This window comes from Bacteroidota bacterium (genome assembly GCA_013360915.1).
Classification (GTDB): Bacteria; Bacteroidota; JABWAT01; order JABWAT01; family JABWAT01; genus JABWAT01.
Genome location: JABWAT010000002.1, coordinates 280,152 through 303,124, shown reverse-complemented (window position 1 = coordinate 303,124; position 22,973 = coordinate 280,152). Strand labels below are relative to the sequence as shown.

Here is a 22,973-nt window from a genome sequence, read left to right as displayed (position 1 = left end):
GTTTTTTATTTTTTCTGAGGAAATAACCAATAAACTTTAACAGCAGACGATTTCGAAAAATCGAAATTATAGGAATTACCAGTGGAATTTTCTGATGAATCTGTCGGAATGAAAAACAGGACAGAAGACTGGTATGGTTCCGCCGGACCGATTTTCATGCTGACGGTTTCGACCTTGCTGCTGATCATCCAGGAAAAACCGGTAACCAGAAGCGGCCACTCGGGGTAGATGCCCGCAAAAAGGGGAGGTATGCCGGTTTCCAGTGTTTGTTCATTGAAAACAGCCTTTTTCATCCATCGGGTAATGTGATCGCGCTTTTCTGTGTTTTTTCCTGGAAAAATCACCGCAATGCTGTCATTGCCGGTTGCTTCCCTTAAATCGGAAACAAAGGAAATGATCCAGGGATTTCTGCGAAATTCAGAGAAGTCCAGGCCGGGCCAGATCAGACGGTTTAACAGTCTGTTCGCAATCGGATCCGTTGGCCCATTAACCGGATTGAAACAAACCGGTTTTCCGGACTCCTGAATTACCGGGCTCACAGAAAGCCCTGGTTTAGAGACAATCAGGTAATCGGCAGGTGAAATTTCCCAATTGCGGAATTCGAGGACGGATAGTGGTTTAATGGTGTTGGATGTTTTAACCACACCTTCAGTCAACATATCATCTACGAGCGTTGAACGTTGATTTTCAGTTTTCAGTAAAGGCAACGTGGTTAACAGGTCAATGCCGCCCCAATCGGTTTTCTGGTTCAGACTGAAGGAAAATTGTCGTAAAAAGGCCTTCCCGGGGAAAACGACAGGGATGGTGTTTTCCTGTGATGAAAACTGCTGTACCAGGCTGAGATGGATTTCGGTATCTGGCTTAATTCCATCCATAACAAAATGGGGAGAGCTGTCCCAGCCTGGTTCATACCGACCTTTGTACGTTTTCAGAAATGACTGAAGATCATTAGTCACATACGTTTTCCACTCACCGTTGTGGAGGACGGAGATATACAGATCCACCGAGGATGAAAAACGTGGCACCGGCGCCGGAAGGTACACAGGGCCACTGAAAGAAGAGGTGGTCCTGATTCGGATATCCTGACTGAAAAAAACCGGAAACTGATCGAAAAAGGCAATTTCAACCGGTGTGGTCCGCTTCAGATCAAGTGTATAATCCAGAATGACCAACGGGTAGCCAGTTTCCTTTTCGGTCAGTTTCGTAAAGGCAACAGACCGGTTGGCACCGGTATAGGCATCTAAGTCTTGTTGGACCGAACTCTGACGTTGTGTGGAACATGCGGAGAGAATGGCAAGAGCCAAACCGATGAACCCAATCTTTTTACCAGCTTCCACCGCTGCCTCCTCCTCCGAAGGAACCGCCGCCCCCCGAAAATCCGCCCCATCCGCCCGATGAACCACCCCCGAATCCACCACCCCCGCGGCCACTACCAAAAATCAGTGGCAGAATAAAGGGAAGCGCAGAGGCATCGGTTGATGGGCGGGACCGTTTTCCGGTTCCGGGATGAATTCCCAATGACCGGGACCGGCGGGTCAATCGGGAAAGGACTGAGAATAACAGGATCATAACAACGATAAAGATGACAAAGGCAATACCGGGAACAACCGGACCGTCTTTCTTCTTTTCTGCAACGGCAAACTCACCTTCTGCGGCGCGGGCTATAAACCCGATGGTCACCATCAGTACATTATCAAACTCACCCGCTTTAAGCAGCGGCACAGCCACTTCCCTGAAAAAACGCTTAATAGAGGCATCGGGAAGTACCGCTTCAAGGCCACGGCCGGGATAAATTCTGAATTCCCGTCTTCCGGTGGTGGTGATGACAACCAGAACACCGTTATCCAATCCCTGCTGACCAATCCGTCGTCCCTCAGCGACTTTCATCGAAAAGGTGAAAATGTCCTCCCCATTCGGAATCTCCTTCAAAGTCAGAATATTGATCTGATTGCCGGTACGGGTCGAAAACCGGTAGAGGGAATCGGATGCGTACTCAAATGCCTGAGGGGAAAACAGTCCGGCATAATCCATCACCCAGTTTTTATTCTGAATGATGTCTTCAACCGTCTGAGCACTGGCCGGAAAAGCCAGTCCCAGACAAAGAAGAAAGGTCAGCAGAATTTGACGGATCAAAATTCAACCTTTGGTGCGTTTTCCGATCCTTCAGAGGCTTCGAAATATTGCTTGGGGTTAAAACCAAACAATCCGGCCAGAAGAACCTTGGGGAATGTTTTAATTGCAGTGTTATAAGCCTGAACCGTATTGTTAAAATCATCACGTGATTTCTTGATGCGGTTTTCGGTGCCTTCCAGCTGAGCCTGTAGGTCAAGGAAGTTGGCATCCGACTTCAGCTGCGGGTAGTTTTCTGAAACAACCAGAAGGCGGCTCAAAGCACCACCAAGTTCCGATTGGGCCTGGCTGAACCGTTTAAACGCCTGAGGATCATCAAGTACATCCTTTGATACGTTCATCTGTCCCACCCGGGAACGGGCTTCGGTGACACCCAGCAGAACCGTTTGTTCCTGGCCGGCAAATCCTTTCACGGTGCTGACCAGATTGGGAATCAGATCGGATCTCCGCTGATAGTCTGACTGAACTTTGGACCAGGCATTGTCCACGGTTTCGTTCAGGGTGACCATGGTGTTGTACTGACCGGCCAGCCAGAGTCCGATAACAAGAGCCAGGACCAGAAATCCTCCAAAGATGCTCAGGAGAATGATTGCAGTTTTACTCATTTGAATGCTTCCTTTTTTTGGTTATCCGGCCAGAGAGTCAAATCCCATGCCGGATGTCAGTTTGTCAGGCTCCGGACCGGGGGTGGGATCCGGCCGCCACGTGTTACGAAAACCGAACAGTCAAGATTCCTGACTGGCATGATGGGTGCCCGTCCCAGTAACCCGCCGTAATCAACCACATCACCCACATCCTTTCCGTGAATGGGAAGAATCCGGACCGCTGTGGTTTTATTATTTACCATACCGATGGCACATTCATCCGCAATAATGCCGGCAATGGTCTCGGCTGGGGTCTTACCAGGAATGGCAATCATATCCAGACCCACCGAGCAAACGGCTGTCATCGCTTCAAGCTTTTCGATGCTCAGGTGCCCTTTCTCGGCGGCACGGATCATCCCGGCATCTTCGCTGACCGGGATGAACGCACCACTCATTCCGCCCACCTGAGAACTGGCCATCAGTCCCCCTTTTTTCACCGACTCATTCAGTAATGCCAGCGCAGCCGTCGTTCCGGGAGCACCAACCGATTCCAGACCCATGGCCTCGAGAATGTCGGCAATGCTGTCGCCGATAGCCGGTGTGGGAGCCAGGGATAAATCAACGATTCCAAACGGAACACCCAGCCCCTGTGCCACTTTCTGTCCGATAATTTCGCCTGCCCGGGTGATACGGAACGATGTTTTCTTAACCGCTTCTGCAAGATCTGGCATGGAAACCTTTCCGAGCCGGCGGATGGTATCGAGCACCACGCCGGGACCCGATATTCCCACATTCAAAACGACTTCAGGTTCGGTCACACCATGAAAAGCGCCGGCCACAAATGGGTTATCTTCAGGAACATTACAGAAAACAACCAGTTTGGCACATCCGATCCCATCCTGATCCTGGGTAAGAACCCCGGTTTTCTTGATCACATGAGCCATTTCGAGCACAGCATCCATGTTGATGCCGGCCTTGGTCGAAGCCACATTGACCGAAGAACATACCCGTTTCGTACGGGCAAGTGCTTCTGGAATGGATTTAATCAGTTCCCTGTCTCCGTTGGTATAACCCTTCTGAACCAGTGCTGAATAACCTGCAATAAAATCCACACCACACTCTCCGGCGGCCCGGTCGAGGGTTTCTGCAATCTTCACAAATTCATCAGCAGTCAGTCCGTCACAGGCAATGGCAATGGGGGTAACAGAAATGCGCTTATTGGCAATGGAGATTCCGAACATGCTTTCCACTTTCCGGGCATTTTCAACATGCCGGGAAGCCACCCGTGTGATTTTGTCGTAAATTTTCTGTGAGGTGGTTTCAGCATTCCTCGACTGACAGTCGCGCAGGGAAATACCAAGTGTGACAGTCCGGATATCAAAATGATCCAGTTCCGTCATCCGGATGGTTTGAATAATCTCGTTAAAATCGTATGAAGACATGCGTCAGACCCGGTGCATCGATTTAAAAATATCCTCGTGCTGCACGAAGATCCGGATTCCCATTTCATCAGCCGTCTGATTCAGACGACTTTTTAATTGGGCAAAATCGGCGGGTGAGGTGGTTTGGTCAACGATCATGATCAGGGTAAAAAAGTCCTGCATGATTTTCTGACTGACATCCTGGACATCCATTGACAGTTCGAATAAAGTCTTGCTGATCTGAAAGAGGATCCCGGGTCTGTTTTTCCCGAAAGCGGTGATAATCACCTTGCCCGAATCGGAACTGGGCGGAGCAGAAGCACCCAAAGTAATGGAAGGAGCCCCGCGTTCCATTTCATCCACCACTGCATTGACCAATTCCTGAATCTGGTGCTCCGGGGCACCGGCACCGAGTTCCCGTATGGCCGCCTGGCGGATACGGGCTAATTCGTCTGGAGAGAGTCTTTTCACGGCTAATCCTGCTTTCTTTCAAGATCAGCTAAAATAAGGTGGGAAGATGGGTTTAAAAAGTGATCAGAGAACAGAGAACGGTGATCCGAAATCAGGAAGTGCCGGTGATGGGTGATTGGTGACTGATTTAACCGAGGCCTTTGGGTATTCGAAGGGCCGAATTCCGGCTCCTGCCTCCTGACTACTTCCCCTACAACGGCCTGAGCGCCGATTCCAGTGCAACAGCGGCAGTGGTTTTATCGTCTTTGTATTTGATGATAACCGGGGTGTAGATCGCCAGGCCGTGCTGTTGGGCAAAGTCCGATTTCACCGATCGGCTTCCCTGCACCACCACTGCATTTACCGGAATGGTAAGGGGCCCTTGTTCGGTCCGGCGGTAAACTGTTTCATTCACCAGGTCATAGACAGGCGTTGAGGCTGTCAGAATGACACCTGTTCCGATGACGGCGCCCCGTTTAACCACGGTGCCTTCGTAGATTCCGGTATTTCCACCGACCATCACGTCATCTTCAATGATCACCGGAAGCGCATTGACCGGCTCGAGCACACCACCGATCTGGGCGGCAGCCGACAAATGAACCCGTTTCCCAATCTGGGCACAGGATCCGACCAGTGCATGTGAATCCACCATGGTTCCTTCATCAACAAAAGCACCCACGTTGATATACATCGGCGGCATGCATGTCACCCCTTTGCCAAGAAAGGCTCCGCGACGGACAGATGAACCACCTGGAACAATTCTCACCGACCGTTCGACGCCATTCAGATTTTGCATGGGATAGGTGTTTTTATCAAAAAACGGAAATCCACCGGTGGATTGATCGGAAATGATTCCCAACCGGAAGCCCACCAGTATACCCTGTTTCACCCAATGATTAACCGACCAGGAACCATCTGCACCCGGCTCAGCTGCCCGAATTGATCCGGATTCCAATCCGGCCAGCAATTGATCAAACGCCTGTCGGTCCTCTGCGGTCAGTTCCGATGCAGGTTTCTGAAAGGCGGATCCGATGCGGTTTTTTAAATCAGACATGATACAATCCGAGGGAAGCGGCCAGATCATCCAGCCGTTTTTTGGTGGCATCAGAAGCAGGAACCAGCGGCAGGCGGTATTGTTCCTGCACAAATCCCATTCTGGAAAGGATGTACTTAACCGGAATCGGATTCGATTCCCAGAAATTGGCCTCGAGTAAATCGAGAACTTTCAGAAAGACAGCGGCTGCATCTGCTGTTTTTCCGGCCAATGCAAGTTCTGCAACTTTGCTGAGCGGTCCCGGAATCTCGTTGGATGCCACGGAAATCAGTCCATCGGCGCCGCAGGCCATTAACGGCAACATGTGGGAGTCTTCTCCTAACCAGACATGGAAATCGCGCCGCGAACGATTTTTTAAAACGGTAAGGACCTGAACCACGCTGGCTGAAGCTTCCTTGATGCCTCCCATGTTGGGCAAATCTTCCAAACGACGGGTGGTATCTGCAGTGATATTGCTGCCGGTGCGACCGGGGACGTTATACGCTATGACCGGTACCTTGCTCGCCGCTGATTGTAAACGGTAATGCTCGACAATGCCGCTCATGGTGGGTTTGTTGTAGTAGGGTGAGGTGGAAAGCAACATATCCACACCCAGATCAGAAACCACTTCTGCCCGCCGGATGGCCTGACGGGTCACATTGGAACTGGCTCCGCCAATAACCACACAACGGCCATTGACAGTTTTCACAACAAACCGGATTAATTCGGTTTGCTCTTCATCTGTCAGGGTAGCCGCCTCACCGGTTGAACCAGCCACGACGAGTCCATGAATTCCCTGCCCGATCTGCCAGTCAATCAACCGCTGCAACGATGGATAATCAATGGACCCATCCGGGTTCATTGGAGTGACAATCGCTGTAAAACAGCCCTGGAACCGGCTTCTCATTCCTGATTACCCAATAAATCGGCAAAAAAATCGTCGAGATTGTAAAATCCCTGCTTGTCATAAATCCATTCGGTTGCCCGTATGGCGCCGAGTGCAAAACCATTCCGGCTGCGTGCATCGTGGATCAGTCCGATGGAATCTTCCACACTGTCGAACTGAATTTCATGACGACCCACCACATGGCCTACTCTGGAGGAAGACACGTAAATGGTATCTGCCGCAATGTCGGTGTTTCCCGGAGCCAGAGGTACCACCTTTTTCTTCAGTCCGGAAGCCTTGTAATGGGTAAGAAGTGTCTGAGCCAATGATTTTGCGGTTCCGCTCGGGGCATCCCGTTTTTCATGATGATGAATTTCATGGATGGCCACATCATAGGCTTTCAGCTTCGACATGATGGAAGCCGCAAATTCAACAATTTTATTAAACGTGTAGACGCCCGTTGAAAAATTGGGGGCGTAGATGACACCGGCTCCTGAATTCTGAACCATGGCTTTATAATCATCCAGCTTGTCGTACCAACCGGTGGTGCCAATCACCAGTTTAAGCTGATGTTCAGACACGGTCTTTACCAGTTTTTCAGTAAGGGATGCATGGGAAAAATCGATCCACACATCAACCCGGTCCTTGGCCTGAATCATCCGTTCCTCGGTGAAAGGATAGTTGCTCTTAAACTCGGCAGTAATGGTGTGGCCCCGTTCGGGTGCCAGTTCAATCAGGCGGGTTCCCATCTGTCCGACACCAACAAGTCCTAACCGCAGCTTTTTCATTGGGGATTGTCCTTTCACGATCAGTTTACGTCATCAAACAGTACACGATGCAGATTTTTTACAGCCGGCTCCAATGATTTCATATCAACCACCAGCGTGAAGTTGATATCGGATGCACCGAAGGAAATCATTTTAATATTGATGGATTGAAGCGCTGTAAAAATTTTGGCTGCAATACCACTTTTCTGGGAGAAATTCATTCCGACAATGGAAATGATAGCCAGTTCGTTTTCCACTTTCACGTCGGCAATTTCTGATAAATCGGCCACAATGGATCCGATCTGATCGGTATTATCCAGACTCATGGAAACCGAGACCTCAGAGGTGGCCACAATGTCGATGGACGTTTTATACTTCTCAAAAACAGAGAAAAGACGGGCCATGTATCCGAAACCGTACAACAATTTCGGACTGGAAATGGAAATAACGGTCACCTTTTTCTTAAAGGCGATGGCCTTTATGGGAAAACCGGCATCGGTTTCATTGGTGATCAGCGTACCCGGGAAGGACGGGTTGAAGGAGTTGAGAATCTTCACCGGAATGTTATTCTCAACGGCTGGCTTAATGGTGGACGGATGAAGTACCTTGGCCCCAAAAAAGGCCATTTCACTGGCTTCGTTGAAGGATACCTTGGTCAGAACTTTTGCATTCGGAATCATTCTCGGATCGCAGGTCATGATTCCATCCACGTCGGTCCAGATCTGGATCTCACTGGCATCGACAGCCAATCCGATCACGGCAGCCGTGTAATCGGATCCGCCCCGGCCAAGTGTGGATGTAATTCCATCCACAGTTCTGCCGATATAACCACCCATCACAGGAATTTTGCCCGATTTCACCACAGGCACCACCACTTCTTCTGCGCGTGACCTGATTTTTGGGATGAGAGGTTTGGCTGCCCCGAATTCAGAATCGGTTATCACCACATCGCGGGCATCGACATGCTGAGAGGGAATGCCGGAAGCGTTGAGGGCATAGGTAACAATCATCGAGGAGATCCGCTCGCCGTAACTGTTAATCAGATCACTGGTCCGGGGAGTCAGTTCTTTCAGAATGGCCACCCCTTCCAGCAGGTTTCTGATTTCCTTCACATGAGCGAGGGTGTACTCATAAAGCGGTTTGAGCAGTTCAGGATGGCTGTCAAAAATGTTTTCGATACACTGCAGGTGCTTCTGGGTGATTTCATCGACACAACGGTAAAACGCATTGTAGTCGCCCGATTTTGCCTTCTCTGAGGCATCAACCAGCAGGTTGGTTACACCCGACATGGCAGATACCACCACAATCGGATTGCTGTTCTGATACGACCCGATGATTCGGGTCAGTTCCTGAATTCGCTGGGCGGTTCCGACACTGGTTCCGCCAAATTTCATCACGATCATGGATCAGACCAGTCCCTTCTTCACCATCAGTTCAGCGATGAGAATGGTTCCGCCAGCCGCCCCACGAACGGTGTTGTGAACGAGAATATTGTATTTCCAGTCAAAAATGCTGCAGGGTCTCAGATTTCCGACCGATACGGTCATTCCCCGGCCCAGATCACGGTCCAGACGGGTCTGAGGGCGGTCAACTGCTTCGAAGTATTGCACGGGAGGAGTGGGTGCATAATAGCAGCCCAGCTTTTGTGGCTCACCGGTATAATGGGTGAACCGGCTGACCAATTCTTCACGTGTGGCCGGTTTCTTAAAACGGAGCGACACCGCAATCAGGTGGCCATCCAGCGCAGGGACCCGGTGAACCATGGCGCTCGTCCGGACTGTGGCAGGCAGGATCGTTTGTCCGCTCAGCGTTCCGAAAATTTTCTGTGGTTCCTCTTCAATTTTGGGTTCTTCTCCCCCAATGTGCGGAATCACATTATCCAGAATATCAAAACTCGGCAACCCGGGATAGCCGGCACCGGAAATGGCCTGCATGGTCGATACAATGGCTTGTTCAATACCAAGGTCGAACACAGGTGCCAGACCCAGTACCAGACCAATGGTTGAACAATTCGGATTGGTCACAATGGCGCCACCATAAACCGATTTTTGCCGGGTGACCAGATCCAGGTGATCCGGATTGATTTCAGGAACCACCAGCGGAACATCGGTATCCATGCGATGGTTCTTTGAATTGGAAATAACAAGATGACCTTTAGACCGGTAAGCTGCTTCGGCCTCACCTGCCACATCAGAGTCCAATCCTGAAAAAAGAATTTTGGATTCGAGGGAAGCATCGAGTGACAGAACGACTTTATTTTTTACATCTTCGGGAACCGGAGTGGCCAATTTCCATTTGGCAGCTTCCCGGTAGGGTTTCCCTGCAGAGCGGGAGGAAGCAACAAGCTCATGGATCTGAAAGACCGGATGGTTTTCGAGCAGTTGGATAAATCGCTGGCCCACCGCACCGGTGGCCCCAAGAATGGCAACATTGATTTTCATAGGTTCTCCCGTTGTTCTGAACGCAAAGGCGACACAGACTTTAAAAATGGAATGCGAAAATAGAAAACGGGTTAACCAAACTCAAAGTACCAACCACCTGCCTGATCATTAGTCCTTGGTTAATATTTCACGGCGATACAGGAAATTACGCAAGAAAATACGGCAACTGATCTGCTATAAAACAGAAATGCCCGGCACAGGCCGGGCATTCCACAGAAGATTTACAACCAGATTTTTACTTTTTACCGGTAAAAAACCTGACGATTTTGGTCAGCAGGCTGCCTGGTTGAGATAGTTTCAGACCATCATTTTTACTTTCTGGCTTCCGGCCTGCCTGAGAAACACGGGATTGGCCCTGCGGACGCGGCTTTTGCTGCTGCCCTGGTTTACGGTCTCTCGGACCTTGACCCTGCTGCCTCGGACCGCGCGTGTCCTGCCGCTGCTGCCGGTTATCCGGACGGTTCTCATTCCGGTTGTCTGAACGGGGTTCCCGCTGGCGGTTGTCGGTCCGTGGTTCCCTTTGCCGGTTATCCGGACGGTTGTCCTGGCGGGGTTCGTTCCGGTTATCACCACGCGGCTCTCTGGGCGGACGGTTATCCTGCCTTGGTTCACGACGGGGCTGCTGTCTTCCTTCCTGCCGGGGTTGTTCAGCAGACTCCTGTCCTTCGCGGACGGTTGACTGAGCTTCTGAACCAACCGCCTGACCATCACCCTGCGGCCGTTTTTTCGGCCGGCGACGATTCCGGTTTGATTTTTTCCGCTTGATTGCCTCTTCGCCTTCTGCAGGCGTTGAAGCTTCACCAACTGCATCGACCAGATCTGCTCCGGCAGAAACGGTTCCCACTCCGGCTTCTGCAGCGTCCGGAGAATGATGCGGGCGGTCACCGCGATGAGGCCTCTGACCATGACGAAGTTTTTTCGGATCACGGCGATGGTCAATGTTTTTTGCCTTCTGATCAAGAAATTCCTGAATATCTTCCGGGATTTCTTCGCGCAGAATCTCAATTTTCAACCGGTCGCGAAGGGTATCGAGATACTTCAGTTCACCCTGTGAAACGAGTGTGACTGCTTCTCCGGTTGCTTCGTTCCGGCCGGTCCGGCCGATCCGGTGAATGTAATCATCCAGATCACGGGGAATGTCGAAATTAACAATGTGGCTTACATCGGTAATGTCGATTCCGCGGGCGATGACATCGGTGGCCACCAGAACCTGATACTGACCTGATTTAAAGGCATTCAATGCAATTTCGCGTTCTTCCTGGCTGCGATCTCCGTGAATACTCGATACCGGTATATCGCGGCGCTGAAGCTTTCCGGTCAGGTGGTCGGCCCCTTTCTTGGTGCCGGTAAAAACAATGACCGATTTCCATTCATGTTTCTTGATCAGCTTTGCCAGAAGGTCTGGTTTCTGAAATTCAGGAACCAGGTAATACCGCTGGGTAACCGTGTCAGCCGCACGATAGCTGGCCACATTGACCCAGATGGGATCTTTCATCATGTTTTCGGTGATGGATTTGATCTTACCGGGAATGGTGGCAGAAAAAAGCAGATTCTGACGTTCTGCAGGCAGCTTGGAAAGGATATTCATAACAGCCGGCATGAATCCCATGTCCAGCATACGGTCTGCTTCATCCAGGATGAGAATCTCAACCGAGCTGAAATCGATGGCAATGTCACGCATCTGGTCCATCAGACGTCCGGGAGTGGCAACAACGAGGTTGGCTCCGCGTTTCAGGGCTTCTGACTGATCGACCCAATCGGTTCCGCCAATAATGTTGGCAGAGGAAAGACCGGTGTGATATCCCAAACCCCAGATCTGGTCGTAAATCTGGGTGGCCAATTCGCGTGTCGGACTTAAAATCAGGCAACGGATGCCTGGTTTTGGGTTTGAAAGCAACCGGTGCATGACCGGAAGTACAAAGGCGGCCGTTTTTCCTGTGCCCGTCTGGGCGGACCCGATCAGGTCTTTGCCTTCCATGATAATGGGAATGGCTTGTTCCTGAATGGCCGTGGGGGTCTGGTATCCGGCATCGCGGATACCTTCCATGATACTTTCATGGAGGTTGAATGTTTCGAAACTCAACGTTATCTCTTTCAGTGTTGTTAATAGCTGGTATAATCCAGCTGGTGACGGGTGGGGGGCTTGCGGATCGGCGATCGATAGTCGAGGACAGTGGCCTGACTCGTTGGCGGTTAGCGCATTTATTTATTCCCGGGGGTCGCACCCGGACCCGGAATTTTCGGGTCGGCTACAAAGTTAAGCATTGTATCGGGAAAAAACCTATGTCCTGCATTTCTTATACCTGAGAGGGTTGTTTACTTTTGCTCTCTGTATGAACCAAAGGAGTGTCATGAAATCCATTGTGATCGCATCTTTTTCCGCTTTTTTGTTGTGGTCGTGCGGAAAATCAGATTCCGACATGAGACAGGAAATGAGTAAATATGCCGAAATTGACAGCATTCATCATGTAGAAATGAAACATCACCGCTACCTGATGTCCGTCGAGAAAAAACTGGATTCCATCCGGTTGACCCTTGAATCCAGAGCAGGCTCTCTGATGAATGCTGCCCAGATCCGCACCCTGACTGATTCTGCCTCATCTGCGGTTCAATCGGCCATTCAGAAAATGAATGTGGTAATGCCCGATTTGGGTCAGCCGGATTATGAAGCGCTCTCCCATGAACAGGTTACCGCCATTCTTGACCGGCAAATGGCCAGTCTGGATACTGTTTCCCAACGAATCAGACAGGCCATCGACTTGTCTGCCACCGCCCTGAAAACAGCCGATTCGCTGCTGAGGGTGCCAACCGGAAAACAACGCTGAACAGTCGCCAATCCAACCCATCCGGCCCTGATTGAGGCCGGATGACTGCTTACCATGCCCGATTTCTATTTTAATCAGTTTTCCATCAGTGCGTTTTCACAGTTTCTGCTGTCCACGCTGATTGCGGTTTTTTTCGTAATCAGCCGGAAACGTCATACCCGCGGCTGGTACCGTTTGCTGTTTTTTCTTCTGATCAGCAGCTTTTTTCTCACCGGTTTTCTCGCTTCTTCCCTGCTCGATTTCTGGGCTAAGTTTCTCATCCCCATCCGGTATGTGCTGCTGGGCGGGGCCATCCTGCTGTTTAATCAATATGCCTATCACTACCCTCGGCTGAATTTTGTCAGAGAAATGAAAGTCATGGGAATCACCGGCACGGCAGTTCTGGTGGTGTTTGCTGCGGTTCTGACTTTCAGAATGGTCACTTACCAGCATTACATCCCCGAAGAACAGATTGCATACAACCTGCTGATTCTTACCGGTTTTGCATGGGCCGTGGTTCTTCTGGTCCGCCAGGCCATGGTACCCGTCACCGACCGGAATCCGCTGAACTTCTGGTCCCTGGCCTATCACCGCCGTCTGATCAGAACGCTGTTAAAAAGCCTTGCCGGCGGAAGGGATGAATCGCTTGAACCATTCCGGGATCTGATCCTGCTGGCAGGAATTGTGTTGCTGGGGTCGGTTCCCACGCTGCTGAATGTGTTGTTTCACGCCAGCCTGATTTCGGAACAGACCAACCTGTATTTTTCCAACGCTGCCTGGCTGCTCTTTTTGTTCTCCTTTATTCTTGCCTACTTCAAATTATCACCGGAACCATCTACCATTTCCCGTAAAATCATTGTGGTTTCGATGGTAACGATTCTGGTTGTCCTCAGCACCGTCGGTTCAGCAACCATGTCGAAACTGAGCGAGATTTACGATTTCACACGCCGGGCCCCCGATATGAAAACCATTGATCTGATTCCGCTGGTCAATGGTGGTTACCGGATCGCCACCGGACCTCCGCTTTGGAAAACTCCGGGAAAACAGCGATTGCTTCTGACCGATGCCGGCGCCGATACCGTGTCCCTCCCCTTTTCCTTTCCTTTTTTTGGCGAAAACTACCGCCAGATCTGGGTTTCCGCCAATGGAATGGTCAGCTTCCGGGAAGCCATCCGCAGTTATCTGGTCTTTGAATTTTACCGGCCAACCCCAAAACTGGCCATCCTGTTCAAAGATCTGAATCCGGAACAGGGTGGGTCTGTTCTGCTTCACCAATCGGATTCACTGGTTTCGGTGACCTGGCTGGGCGTTCCCGATTTCGGACGCCGGACCTCGAACAGTTTTCAGGTTCTCTTTTTTCCGGATGGCCGTATCCGGATGAGTTACATCGGACTCAGTCCGGTCTTACCGGGATATATCGGTGCAGATCCCGGAACCGGTGGCGAAGGATTTCCGGTAAACTTCAGTTCGGGCGTGTCGGTCACCACACCTCCCGGCCGGGCATTTTTCGAGGACTTCTACCAGGAACACCGGAATTACATCCATCAGGGTTCCAGTGTTTTTATCATCATGATTGTGGCTTCCACTCTGTTGGTGATTCTGGTTTTCCCTTCCTTTTTCCGCCTGACGGTGGTGCGCCCCATCCGGATTTTACTTCATGGGGTTCGTCAGGTAAATGCCGGTAACCTCGATGTGCGGGTGCCGGTGCGTGAGGACGATGAAATCGGGTACCTTACCCGTTCCTTCAACCAGATGATTGAATCGGTGAGAAAGGCCAAGGAAGAAGAAGTCCTGCTCCTTCAAAAGGAAAAGGAAGAGCAATTGCTCCAGATGGACCTGAGAAGGAAATCGGAAGAGCTGGAATTTGCACGACGGCTTCAGTTCGATATGCTTCCCGAATCACTGGCTATTCATCCTTCTGTTCTGATCGATGCAGGGATGCGGACCGCCGCAGAAGTGGGTGGCGATTATTACGATGTGATTCATATCGATAAAAACCGCTGGTGTCTGGCCATCGGGGATGCAACCGGTCATGGGGTGGGTGCCGGACTGGTGGTCGGTATGCTGAAAATGGCACTGATCAATTCCATCCGATCCTACAACATTGACCTTCCCATGGAGAAACTGGTTAAAAACCTCAACCTGGCTCTCCGTGAATCCATCCGGAACCGAGGAATCGGAATGGGCCTGACGCTGATGGTCCTCGATCTGGACCGGAACCGTGTGGAGATGTGCTCGACCGGAATGCCCTTTCCCTTTTATTACAACGCAAAAAAAGATACCTTCACGGTTCTTGAACTGACTGGTCCCCCATTGGGCATGATCCCCGACTTTGAACTCAGCACGCTGTCGTTTCAATTAAATCCGGGAGATGTCCTGATCGCCACTTCGGATGGGTTCACCGAACGAACCAATCCGGATGATGTCATGTGGTTCGAGGAAAAACGATTCGACCATGCAGCCGAACGGATCACCCGTACCTGGCTTCAGCCGGCCATGATCACCCGTGCGATGTTCGACGCCTGCGATTCATTCGCAGCCGGCCGTGACCACGATGATGACATGACGGTTTTTGTACTACGCTATTTAGGAAAACTGGATTAAGTCCCCATGTCCCGATTTTTAGATGAATTGAATGAGCGCCAGCGCGAGGCGGCTGCCACTGTGGCCGGACCGGTCATGATTATTGCCGGCGCCGGCTCCGGAAAGACCCGTGTGCTGACCTTCCGCGCCGCCCACCTGCTTGCTGAAAAGCATGCCCAGCCCTGGCAACTGCTCCTCCTGACTTTTACAAACAAAGCATCGCGTGAAATGCAGGGTCGTATTTCGGCCATTACCGGCGAGACCATCAGCAAGGGAATCTGGATGGGGACCTTCCACTCGGTGTTTGCACGGATCCTTCGATATGAAGCCGATAAAATTGGCTATACCAAACAATTCAGCATTTACGATACCGAGGATCAGGAAAGCCTCATCAAACGGATTCTGGCAGATAAGCAGGTGAATACCCAGCAATTCCCCGTCCGGATGATCATGTCGAAAATTTCGTCTGCCAAAAACCGGATGTGGTACCCGGCCGATTTTCACCAGGCTGCTGTTTTCCCGGCCGATGTAAAGGCCGCCGAGGTTTATGAGGAATACCAGGTCAGGCTGAAAGAAGCCAATTCAATGGATTTCGATGACCTGCTCATGAAACCCATCGAACTGTTCAAAGCACGTCCCGAAAGTCTCGCCCGGTATCAGGATCAGTTTCGTTACCTGATGATCGATGAATATCAGGATACGAACCGTGCGCAATATCTGATTTCGAAAATGCTTGCCGCTAAAAACCGCAACATCTGCGTGGTGGGAGACGATGCCCAGTCCATTTACTCCTGGCGCGGGGCCGATATTCAGAATATCCTTGATTTCGAAAAAGACTATCCCGAAGCGCGGGTCGTCCGTCTGGAACAGAATTACCGGTCTACCCAACGGATATTATCAGTAGCCGACTCTGTTATTAAAGCAAATAAGGACCAGATTAAGAAAACCCTTTGGACCGATAACCCGGAAGGTGATCACATCACCCTGATTGAAGCAGATTCTGAGCGGGATGAATCGACAAAAATTGCAGCCTGCATCCAGAATCTTAAAATCACAAAAGGGTACCAGAACCGGGATTTTGCCATCCTTTACCGGACGAATGCCCAAAGCCGTGCCATGGAAGATGGCCTCCGCCGCATTTCCGTTCCCTATATCATTATCGGGGGCATCCAGTTTTACAAGCGCAAGGAAGTCAAAGACGTTCTTGCCTATCTGAAAATGCTGATCAATCCGAAAGACGAGGAAAGTTTCCGGCGGATCATCAACTATCCGGCACGCGGAATCGGTGAAACGGCTTTAAACCGGTTACTGGACTATGCGCATCAGGCCAACCGGAGTCCGGTGGAATTGCTTCAGTCGGCCGATATGATCGGCGGACTGAACGCCAAACAACGTCAGTCACTGACTGAACTCGGGCAAGCCATTCAGTCAACCCGGTCCAACTTGTCCAATTCCCCTTTGGGTCTTCTGATCAGAACCTACATTGAGCAGGTCGGAATTCTTCGCGATCTCGGTCAGGAACAGACACAGGAAGGTCGGGCTCGCGTGGAAAACGTGCAGGAACTGATCAATGCCATCGAGGAATTTGCCGCGGGCAGGACCGATGCCAGCCTGGATGCCTTTCTGCAGGAAGTGGCGTTGGTGACCGATGTGGATAATCTGGATGGCGAACGAAATGCGGTGACGCTGATGACCCTTCATGCAGCGAAAGGATTGGAATTTCCCGTGGTGTTTCTTGCCGGACTGGAAGATGGACTTTTCCCTCTATCCGGAGCCATGGATGATCCCCGCCAGATGGAAGAAGAACGCCGGTTGTGCTATGTGGGTGTCACCCGGGCCGAAAAACTCCTTTTCCTCTCCCATGCCAAGACCCGTTTCCGTTTTGGCCAGTCAGAGTATACCATCCGAAGCCGGTTTATTGACGAAATGGACCTCACTCACATCAGGACCGAAGGTCGGGTTCAGGCCGAATCCAAGCCACGTCAGGCCGCCTTCATGACCGGATTGGGTGACAGCAGCCGTGAAGAATACAGCCAGAAAAATCCATATTACTGGCGCGATGAGAAATACAAAAACCAGAAATCATCCTCAAAGGAACGAACGGTGGTATATGACTCCGGTCAGGCAGATATCCGCGCTGGGGTATATGTTCAGCATGCCAAGTTCGGCAAGGGACGGGTTGAATCGGTAGCCGGGTCCGGTGATACCCGAAAGGCAGTGGTTCATTTCATCGGAGCCGGCGTAAAAACCCTGGTTCTGAAATTCGCAAACCTTCAGGTGGTTCGCTGACCCGCGTTCAGCGCAGCACAAACTGGACCGGAAGATTGACTCTTGCACTGATGGCCCTTCCTCCCTGAGTTGCCGCAATGAACCTGGTTTTGTAAATGGTGTTGATGGCTGCTTCACTAAGAACCGGGTGTGCACTTGTCAGAACATCCACACGCTCGGGCTCTCCCTTGCTGTTCACTAAAACCGAAACAACCACTTTTCCCTGAATAAACATCCGGATCGCCTGATCAGGGTACTCGATATTCCTGATCACCGCTTTTAGCCCACCTTCAGGTGCCGGTTCGGTATCAGGATAGTCTACCAGAACATCAGCAGGAACTTCTTCAGGTATGGTTTGCAGCCCCGGATATTCTGAAGATGTATCGGCCGAAGGCCCTGGTTCTGCCCCCTGTATCTGGTCGGCAACGGGTTTGATCTGGGTCAGCCCGGGTTGCTTTACTTCCACTGATTTTGATGAGTTTGATGCAATCAGGACTCCTTTGGAAACGGGCTTCTCTCCGCCTTCCACCGGGATAATCAGTCTGAGAGTGAAATCCGGATTCACACGAACAGCTTTGCTGAACCGGTTGTATCCCTTCTTGTTCACAATCAGGTCATAGGTGCCGGGTTCAAGATTTGAAAAACTGAAATTTCCGTTGGCATTTGACCGCACCGATTGCCTGGCTTCCCCTTTCACACTGATGATGACCGTGGCAGCGGAAAGTGGTTCCTGAGTGTGGTCCCCGATCACCCGGCCCGAAATTTTTCCGGTCTGTGCAGCCAAACCTGCAGGAATCATCAGAATCAATAGTCCGGCCAATGCAAGGATGTTTGGTTTCATGGTTTTCTCCCTTTCATTTCAGGCACAAAGGTCTGTAACTTGTTTGTCGGGCAAATGACCACCTGATTAAAGAACACCCTTCATGATTATCCTCTCAGATGTTTTTTAAACGGGAGGTTAACAAAATCAGATTTAACCATTGCCTGTTATCGGGTCTTGAATCCGTCTCACGTTCCTGCGACCTTTAGCTTTTTTGCCAGAGATATTCTATGCAACCAAAACCAGATAACTGGTCTGCCCGTTGGCTGATCGCCGGACTACTTGGATTTCTGATTTTCTGGATCGGACTTCCGTATGTTCTCCCTGTACGTAATCATGAAATGACTGCAGGCCGGTCTCTGGTCATAGAAAGGGCTGAGGGGTTTCTGAAGGAACGCGGATACCCCGTTGAAGAATATGAGGTGACGGCCCGCTTTTTCGGAGATGACCGGTTTGGTTATGCCTGGCATGTAACCGATTATGACACAGCCATGGTGTTGAGCCGTCATGATTCGCTCGGTCTGATTTCCCCCTACTGGATGGTGTACTTTTATAAAAATGTGGCCAGAAGCTCACCTCAGCGGCAGTTTCAGGTTTACCTCTCCCCGACCGGAAAAATCACAGGATATGATTTCACCCTGACTGGTATTGAAAACCAGGAATGGGGTCCTGCCCACCTGACCCCGGAAGAAGCCAGACAGTCTGCAATTAATCAGATTCTGCGCTTTGGCATCGATACTACCGGTTTCCGTGAAAAGGAAGTGGTGTCTAACCGTCGGGAACAACGCACCGATCATCAATTCTGGTTTTATAAACCTGATTCTGTTCTGAAAACCACCATCCGGCTTGGTGTCCTGATTGCAGGCAGCGAAAATACTTTTCTCGATATGAACGTCGAGTTGCCAACCAGCTACCGGAGTGACGAAGCACAATCCAATTCATTAGCGGTATTAGGTGGGAACATTTCTGCTTTTGCTTTTATCATTGTTCTGGCCTTCCTGCTGGCTACCTTTCTGAAAAAATACCACGAAGGAGAAGTCGGCGTTTCCTCGGCCAAAATGGTATTCTGGCTCACATGGCTGGTGCTTTCAGTCGATACCATCAATATGCTTCCGGTGTCCCCCTTCGGATGGGGACTTGGGGAACTCAGTTTTGACTGGATTGCAGTGGTTCAGCTGACCGGCCGGCTGCTCATTTTCAATCCGGTTGCCGCATTGGCTGCCTTTACGGCCTGGAGCATCGGTGAATCTTATCTGAGGGAACAGCACAGCCAGAAAATGGCCGCCCTCGATGGGTTGCTCAACCGGCAGTTCAGCACCCTTCAACTGGCAATCTCTGTCAGCAGAGGGTATCTGGCCGGATTTACCCTGCTGGGTCTGATGGTGATCGGAATGTTGGTCGTGATTCTGGCAGGTGGGAAAACGGTTCTTTCCAACTATACGCCTGCCTGGAGTTCATGGATGCCAGCTATTAACCCCATTCTGGCCGGAGTGGCCGGCTCACTCACCGCAGAATTAATTTTCCGGTTATTCGGAAATCAATACTTTTCAAGACGTCTCAAAAACCAGTGGGCCGGCATTCTGGTTTCGAACACTCTCTGGATGTTTTATGCCGTATCCTTCTGGAACGTTACCTTTCTGAATGATGCCATTCCAACGCTGGTTTTTCTTTTCCTGGCCGGTCTGTACTTCACCTGGCTGATGATCAGATGGGATGTTCTGACTGCCATCATGGCCAACTTCACGGTTGCCAGTCTGGTTTCTCTGGTTCCCTTTGTCTTTGCAGACCCGTCGGCTTTCTGGATGGTGTCCGTTCCGGCCGCCCTGCTCATCTGCATTCCGGCCGGATTTGCAATCAGTGGCTTTATCCGTAAAGAGGCCTTTTCATACAATCCCGATACCACACCAGCTCACATCCGCCGGATCACTGAACGGGTGAGGTTATCACGGGAATTGGAAATTGCACGACAGGTTCAATTAAAACTGCTGCCAAAATCAAGTCCGGCCTTTCCGGGTGCAGATATCGCCGGTGCCTGTATCCCCGCTCTGGAAGTCGGGGGTGATTATTTCGATTATATCGCCATCAGTCCGACCAAAATGGGAATTGCAGTTGGTGATGTGTCCGGAAAGGGTCTCCCTGCCGCCATTTACATGACACTGACCAAAGGAATTGTTCAGTCAAATGCTGAATCGGGAACCCTTCCTTCGCGGGTACTGACGAAAGTGAATCAATTGCTTTCACGTACCATCGAAAAAGGAAATTTTGTGTCGATGTTTTATGCCATACTCGATGCAGAATCCCGGACCATGACCATTGCCCGGGCGGGCCACAATCCGGCTGTCTGGTTGCTGGGTGATGGAAAAACTGAAAACCTGAAACCGGAGGGACTGGCTCTCGGAATGGAACGTGGTGACCGTTTCGAGAAGGTGATCAAAGATCAGACCGTGTCTCTAAGCCCGGGTGACATCATTGTTTTCTACACCGACGGATACACCGAGGCCATGAATGAATCCCGTGAGGAATTCGGAGAGGAGCGTTTACTCGCGGCAATCCGTCATCAATCGGGAAAACCTGCACAGGCGATTATTACGGCCATCAATGATGAAGTGAGGAAATTCTGCGGGCAGGCTCCTCAGCACGATGACATGACCATTGTGGTCATCCGCATCACTTAATCCATTAATACCTGGACGATCCGGGGATTCATTTCCAGTTTCAGTTCGCCTCCTCTTATCAGCGAGTGATGGGGAATGAAATAATCCTCCTCCGGTTTGCCACGCCAGGAGACCTCTTTGATAAAGTAGTTGGCTGGTCTCTGCTTTTCCGCCACAATTATGATGGATCTCTGATCCTTCAGCCGTCCGCCCCTCTGAACAGTTACTGTCTCAAAGGCCGGGGGAATCAGAAAATATCCCGTTCGTCCGGTTTGCTCGGGATACAATCCCATCATCAGCCAGACCAGTCTGGAAGATTCCGCAGCGCCTTCATTGGATGCCGCGTAATCATTAACACCCGCTGAATACGTTTTTAACAGATAATCACGGTAAACCTGATGGGCCCGCCAGACTTCGGCCTTCTCCTGCATGAAAAACAAGGGCCACTCTGCCTGAACCGGGTCTGAAAGAGATATCTGGTTTTTCCTGATCATGGAAACCAGAACCTTTAACAGGTCCTTCATACCTCCCAGCGAGTCGGTCAGTGTTTGCCTTGACCAGTCATACCTGAAAAGCCAGAAACGCGGATCTGCAGTCGTTTGCACCACTCCGCGCTGATCATTCCGGGGCAGGAACCGGTTTTGAACCGGATCCCAAAGCGAAAATGGCAAAGCAGCGCGCCGACGCATATCCTTCCTTACATTGGGCATGTCCAGGGTATCGGCCAGGCGGGCCAGCATAAAATCGGACCGGGCATAATCAAGTGTCTGGATCACCGACGCATCGGGCTGGTCGGCATCAGCCGGCATATAGCCCAACCGGATGTAATCTTCCAATCCGGGACGAATGGGATTCCGGCGCAGCGTATCCGATGCTGACTTTACCATCCAGGACATGGCCCTGACCGGATTGGCCGGGACCATGCCACGAAACCAGCTGTCAGCCAGAACCATGGTGGCCGGATCACCCTCTGCCTGAAAGGTTTCCCTTCCTGCCAGTTCGGTCATCGGTAACCAGGCCTGCGATTCGGCGATGTTCAGTATGGAGGATTGAACTTGTAGCATGGTTTCCGGATACAGAAAACTCAGAAGCGGATAGTGGGTCCGCCACCCATAATCGAGAAAAAGAGCAGTTAGCTGGGTCCCGGTGGTCTGATTCACGCCAGCTCCTCCCGGTCTTGGGTACTCTCCGTTCACATCAGAAAAAGTCATAGGAAGCAAGAGACTGTGATAAAGTGCCGTCGAAAACAGGGTCCGAAAATGATCGCTTCCGCCTGCCACCGACACGCGGCCCAATGCTTCCTGCCACAGACTGGCAGCTACCCGCTGAATTGATCCGAAATCAAAGCCACGCAATTCCGATTCCAGATTAAGCCTTGCATTGGCAATGCTAACGAAGGAAACGCCCACCTGAACCAGAACAGAATCGGCCTGATTTCCAAAACTCAGATCGGCTACGGTGAGCGAATCCTTCAGAAACAAAGTGGGACTGACTGGAAACTGGCTGTTGTATCTGGTTTTGATTTCAATGGATGCAGCAGGTTCACTGAAACGGAGCACATAGTAAATTGTGTAGGGAACCGCAGAGGGTCCGTACGATCGACCCGCCTGATAACCAACCATTTCTGAGGAATTGATGATTTCTGTAAATCCGCTTTGCGGACCCCCAAGCTGATCATTCAGACCGATTCGAATCTGCCGTTTCCCTGCTTGTGACTGATTCCATCTGAAATGAAACAACCCGGATCGAACAGAGGCAGCCATGGATGCAGTAATACCGGTTTCCTGCAGCTCAACCTGATAAAAACCCGGCACTGCCCTTTCATTTTTTTTTACAGCAGAAAAACGGCCATCAACACCCGGCATGACCGTTACTCCACCAAAAACCGGCCAGGATGCACCACTTAGATGAACGGTGCCGAAACCGTGGATAACTGAATCACCAGCCAAATAACCAACCGGGTGAGAAGAATTGGTATGCGGGGAAAGGGATATCATCCCATGTGGCACAGTTGCACCGGGGAACTGATTTCCTGTTCCCCGCGTCCCAAAAAACAAATCGGGTTGGGCGGTCACCAGAATCACATCAGAAAACAGGAAGGCCCCTGTTAACAAAAGCACGAGTCGGTTCAT

General features: G+C 50.9%; 17 protein-coding genes. 4 read left to right on the top strand and 13 right to left on the bottom strand.

What is annotated here, in order from left to right:
- Positions 1 to 5 precede the first annotated feature (5 nt).
- The 11 genes from HUU10_05025 to HUU10_04975 form a co-directional block, all read right to left on the bottom strand.
- Positions 6 to 1,337 carry a hypothetical protein gene (locus HUU10_05025; protein NUQ80956.1) on the bottom strand — a complete coding sequence of 444 codons (1,332 nt, stop codon included), beginning with the start codon at positions 1,335 to 1,337 and terminating at the stop codon, positions 6 to 8.
- Positions 1,324 to 2,133, bottom strand: coding sequence for a TPM domain-containing protein (locus HUU10_05020; GenBank protein NUQ80955.1), 810 nt, complete (start codon positions 2,131 to 2,133; stop codon positions 1,324 to 1,326). The genes HUU10_05025 and HUU10_05020 overlap by 14 nt, the downstream gene beginning before the upstream one ends.
- A complete protein-coding gene (locus HUU10_05015; protein ID NUQ80954.1) occupies positions 2,130 to 2,735 on the bottom strand; it encodes a LemA family protein in 606 nt (201 codons plus the stop codon). The genes HUU10_05020 and HUU10_05015 overlap by 4 nt, the downstream gene beginning before the upstream one ends.
- A 56-nt stretch (positions 2,736 to 2,791) precedes the next feature.
- Entirely contained in the window at positions 2,792 to 4,156 is a 1,365-nt protein-coding gene (locus HUU10_05010) for a PFL family protein (protein ID NUQ80953.1), read from the bottom strand.
- A gap of 3 nt (positions 4,157 to 4,159) precedes the next feature.
- The gene (locus HUU10_05005) at positions 4,160 to 4,606 is read right to left on the bottom strand and encodes an ACT domain-containing protein (GenBank protein NUQ80952.1); all 447 of its coding nucleotides are present in this window, start codon (positions 4,604 to 4,606) and stop codon (positions 4,160 to 4,162) included.
- Between the two features lie 190 nt (positions 4,607 to 4,796).
- Complete coding sequence (locus HUU10_05000; GenBank protein ID NUQ80951.1) at positions 4,797 to 5,639, bottom strand: 2,3,4,5-tetrahydropyridine-2,6-dicarboxylate N-succinyltransferase; 843 nt, start codon at positions 5,637 to 5,639, stop codon at positions 4,797 to 4,799.
- Positions 5,632 to 6,525: a 4-hydroxy-tetrahydrodipicolinate synthase gene (locus tag HUU10_04995; protein ID NUQ80950.1), complete on the bottom strand. Its 894-nt coding sequence runs from the start codon at positions 6,523 to 6,525 to the stop codon at positions 5,632 to 5,634. Before HUU10_04995 ends, HUU10_05000 begins: the two co-directional genes overlap by 8 nt.
- On the bottom strand, positions 6,522 to 7,292 hold the full coding sequence (dapB, locus tag HUU10_04990; GenBank protein ID NUQ80949.1) for a 4-hydroxy-tetrahydrodipicolinate reductase: 771 nt from the start codon (positions 7,290 to 7,292) through the stop codon (positions 6,522 to 6,524). The genes HUU10_04995 and dapB overlap by 4 nt, the downstream gene beginning before the upstream one ends.
- Before the next feature lie 20 nt (positions 7,293 to 7,312).
- Positions 7,313 to 8,674 (bottom strand): lysine-sensitive aspartokinase 3, encoded by a 1,362-nt coding sequence (gene lysC / locus HUU10_04985; GenBank protein ID NUQ80948.1) that lies wholly within the window; start codon positions 8,672 to 8,674, stop codon positions 7,313 to 7,315.
- Between the two features lie 3 nt (positions 8,675 to 8,677).
- Positions 8,678 to 9,712 (bottom strand): aspartate-semialdehyde dehydrogenase, encoded by a 1,035-nt coding sequence (gene asd / locus HUU10_04980; GenBank protein NUQ80947.1) that lies wholly within the window; start codon positions 9,710 to 9,712, stop codon positions 8,678 to 8,680.
- Positions 9,713 to 9,947: 235 nt separating this feature from the next.
- Positions 9,948 to 11,795, bottom strand: coding sequence for a DEAD/DEAH box helicase (locus tag HUU10_04975; GenBank protein NUQ80946.1), 1,848 nt, complete (start codon positions 11,793 to 11,795; stop codon positions 9,948 to 9,950).
- A 349-nt stretch (positions 11,796 to 12,144) separates the two neighbouring features.
- Here HUU10_04975 and HUU10_04970 point away from each other — a divergent pair, with 349 nt between their 5' ends.
- From HUU10_04970 to HUU10_04960, 3 genes are read left to right on the top strand one after another with little or no spacing between them, the layout of a single operon-like run.
- Positions 12,145 to 12,537 carry a hypothetical protein gene (locus HUU10_04970; GenBank protein NUQ80945.1) on the top strand — a complete coding sequence of 131 codons (393 nt, stop codon included), beginning with the start codon at positions 12,145 to 12,147 and terminating at the stop codon, positions 12,535 to 12,537.
- 54 nt (positions 12,538 to 12,591) lie between these two features.
- A complete protein-coding gene (locus tag HUU10_04965) occupies positions 12,592 to 15,120 on the top strand; it encodes a SpoIIE family protein phosphatase (GenBank protein NUQ80944.1) in 2,529 nt (842 codons plus the stop codon).
- 6 nt (positions 15,121 to 15,126) lie between these two features.
- Positions 15,127 to 17,388 (top strand): UvrD-helicase domain-containing protein, encoded by a 2,262-nt coding sequence (locus tag HUU10_04960; GenBank protein ID NUQ80943.1) that lies wholly within the window; start codon positions 15,127 to 15,129, stop codon positions 17,386 to 17,388.
- 7 nt (positions 17,389 to 17,395) lie between these two features.
- On the opposite strand, the gene HUU10_04955 is transcribed toward HUU10_04960, so the two are convergent.
- A complete protein-coding gene (locus HUU10_04955) occupies positions 17,396 to 18,208 on the bottom strand; it encodes a TonB family protein (GenBank protein ID NUQ80942.1) in 813 nt (270 codons plus the stop codon).
- A 209-nt stretch (positions 18,209 to 18,417) separates the two neighbouring features.
- Between HUU10_04955 and HUU10_04950 the strand changes: the two genes are divergently transcribed.
- Entirely contained in the window at positions 18,418 to 20,862 is a 2,445-nt protein-coding gene (locus tag HUU10_04950) for a PP2C family protein-serine/threonine phosphatase (protein ID NUQ80941.1), read from the top strand.
- On the opposite strand, the gene HUU10_04945 is transcribed toward HUU10_04950, so the two are convergent.
- On the bottom strand, positions 20,859 to 22,973 hold the full coding sequence (locus HUU10_04945) for a glycoside hydrolase family 92 protein (protein ID NUQ80940.1): 2,115 nt from the start codon (positions 22,971 to 22,973) through the stop codon (positions 20,859 to 20,861). The genes HUU10_04950 and HUU10_04945 overlap by 4 nt on opposite strands.

Coding starts and splice junctions, on each gene's coding strand:
- HUU10_04950 (NUQ80941.1), top strand. CDS start 18,418: ATGCAACCAAAACCAGATAACTGGTCTGCCCGTTGGCTGATCGCCGGA.
- lysC (NUQ80948.1), bottom strand. CDS start 8,674: ATGATCGTGATGAAATTTGGCGGAACCAGTGTCGGAACCGCCCAGCGA.
- HUU10_04970 (NUQ80945.1), top strand. CDS start 12,145: ATGAGTAAATATGCCGAAATTGACAGCATTCATCATGTAGAAATGAAA.
- HUU10_05015 (NUQ80954.1), bottom strand. CDS start 2,735: ATGAGTAAAACTGCAATCATTCTCCTGAGCATCTTTGGAGGATTTCTG.
- HUU10_04965 (NUQ80944.1), top strand. CDS start 12,592: ATGCCCGATTTCTATTTTAATCAGTTTTCCATCAGTGCGTTTTCACAG.
- HUU10_05000 (NUQ80951.1), bottom strand. CDS start 5,639: ATGTCTGATTTAAAAAACCGCATCGGATCCGCCTTTCAGAAACCTGCA.
- HUU10_04945 (NUQ80940.1), bottom strand. CDS start 22,973: ATGAACCGACTCGTGCTTTTGTTAACAGGGGCCTTCCTGTTTTCTGAT.
- asd (NUQ80947.1), bottom strand. CDS start 9,712: ATGAAAATCAATGTTGCCATTCTTGGGGCCACCGGTGCGGTGGGCCAG.
- HUU10_04955 (NUQ80942.1), bottom strand. CDS start 18,208: ATGAAACCAAACATCCTTGCATTGGCCGGACTATTGATTCTGATGATT.
- HUU10_05010 (NUQ80953.1), bottom strand. CDS start 4,156: ATGTCTTCATACGATTTTAACGAGATTATTCAAACCATCCGGATGACG.
- HUU10_04960 (NUQ80943.1), top strand. CDS start 15,127: ATGTCCCGATTTTTAGATGAATTGAATGAGCGCCAGCGCGAGGCGGCT.
- HUU10_04995 (NUQ80950.1), bottom strand. CDS start 6,525: ATGAGAAGCCGGTTCCAGGGCTGTTTTACAGCGATTGTCACTCCAATG.
- dapB (NUQ80949.1), bottom strand. CDS start 7,292: ATGAAAAAGCTGCGGTTAGGACTTGTTGGTGTCGGACAGATGGGAACC.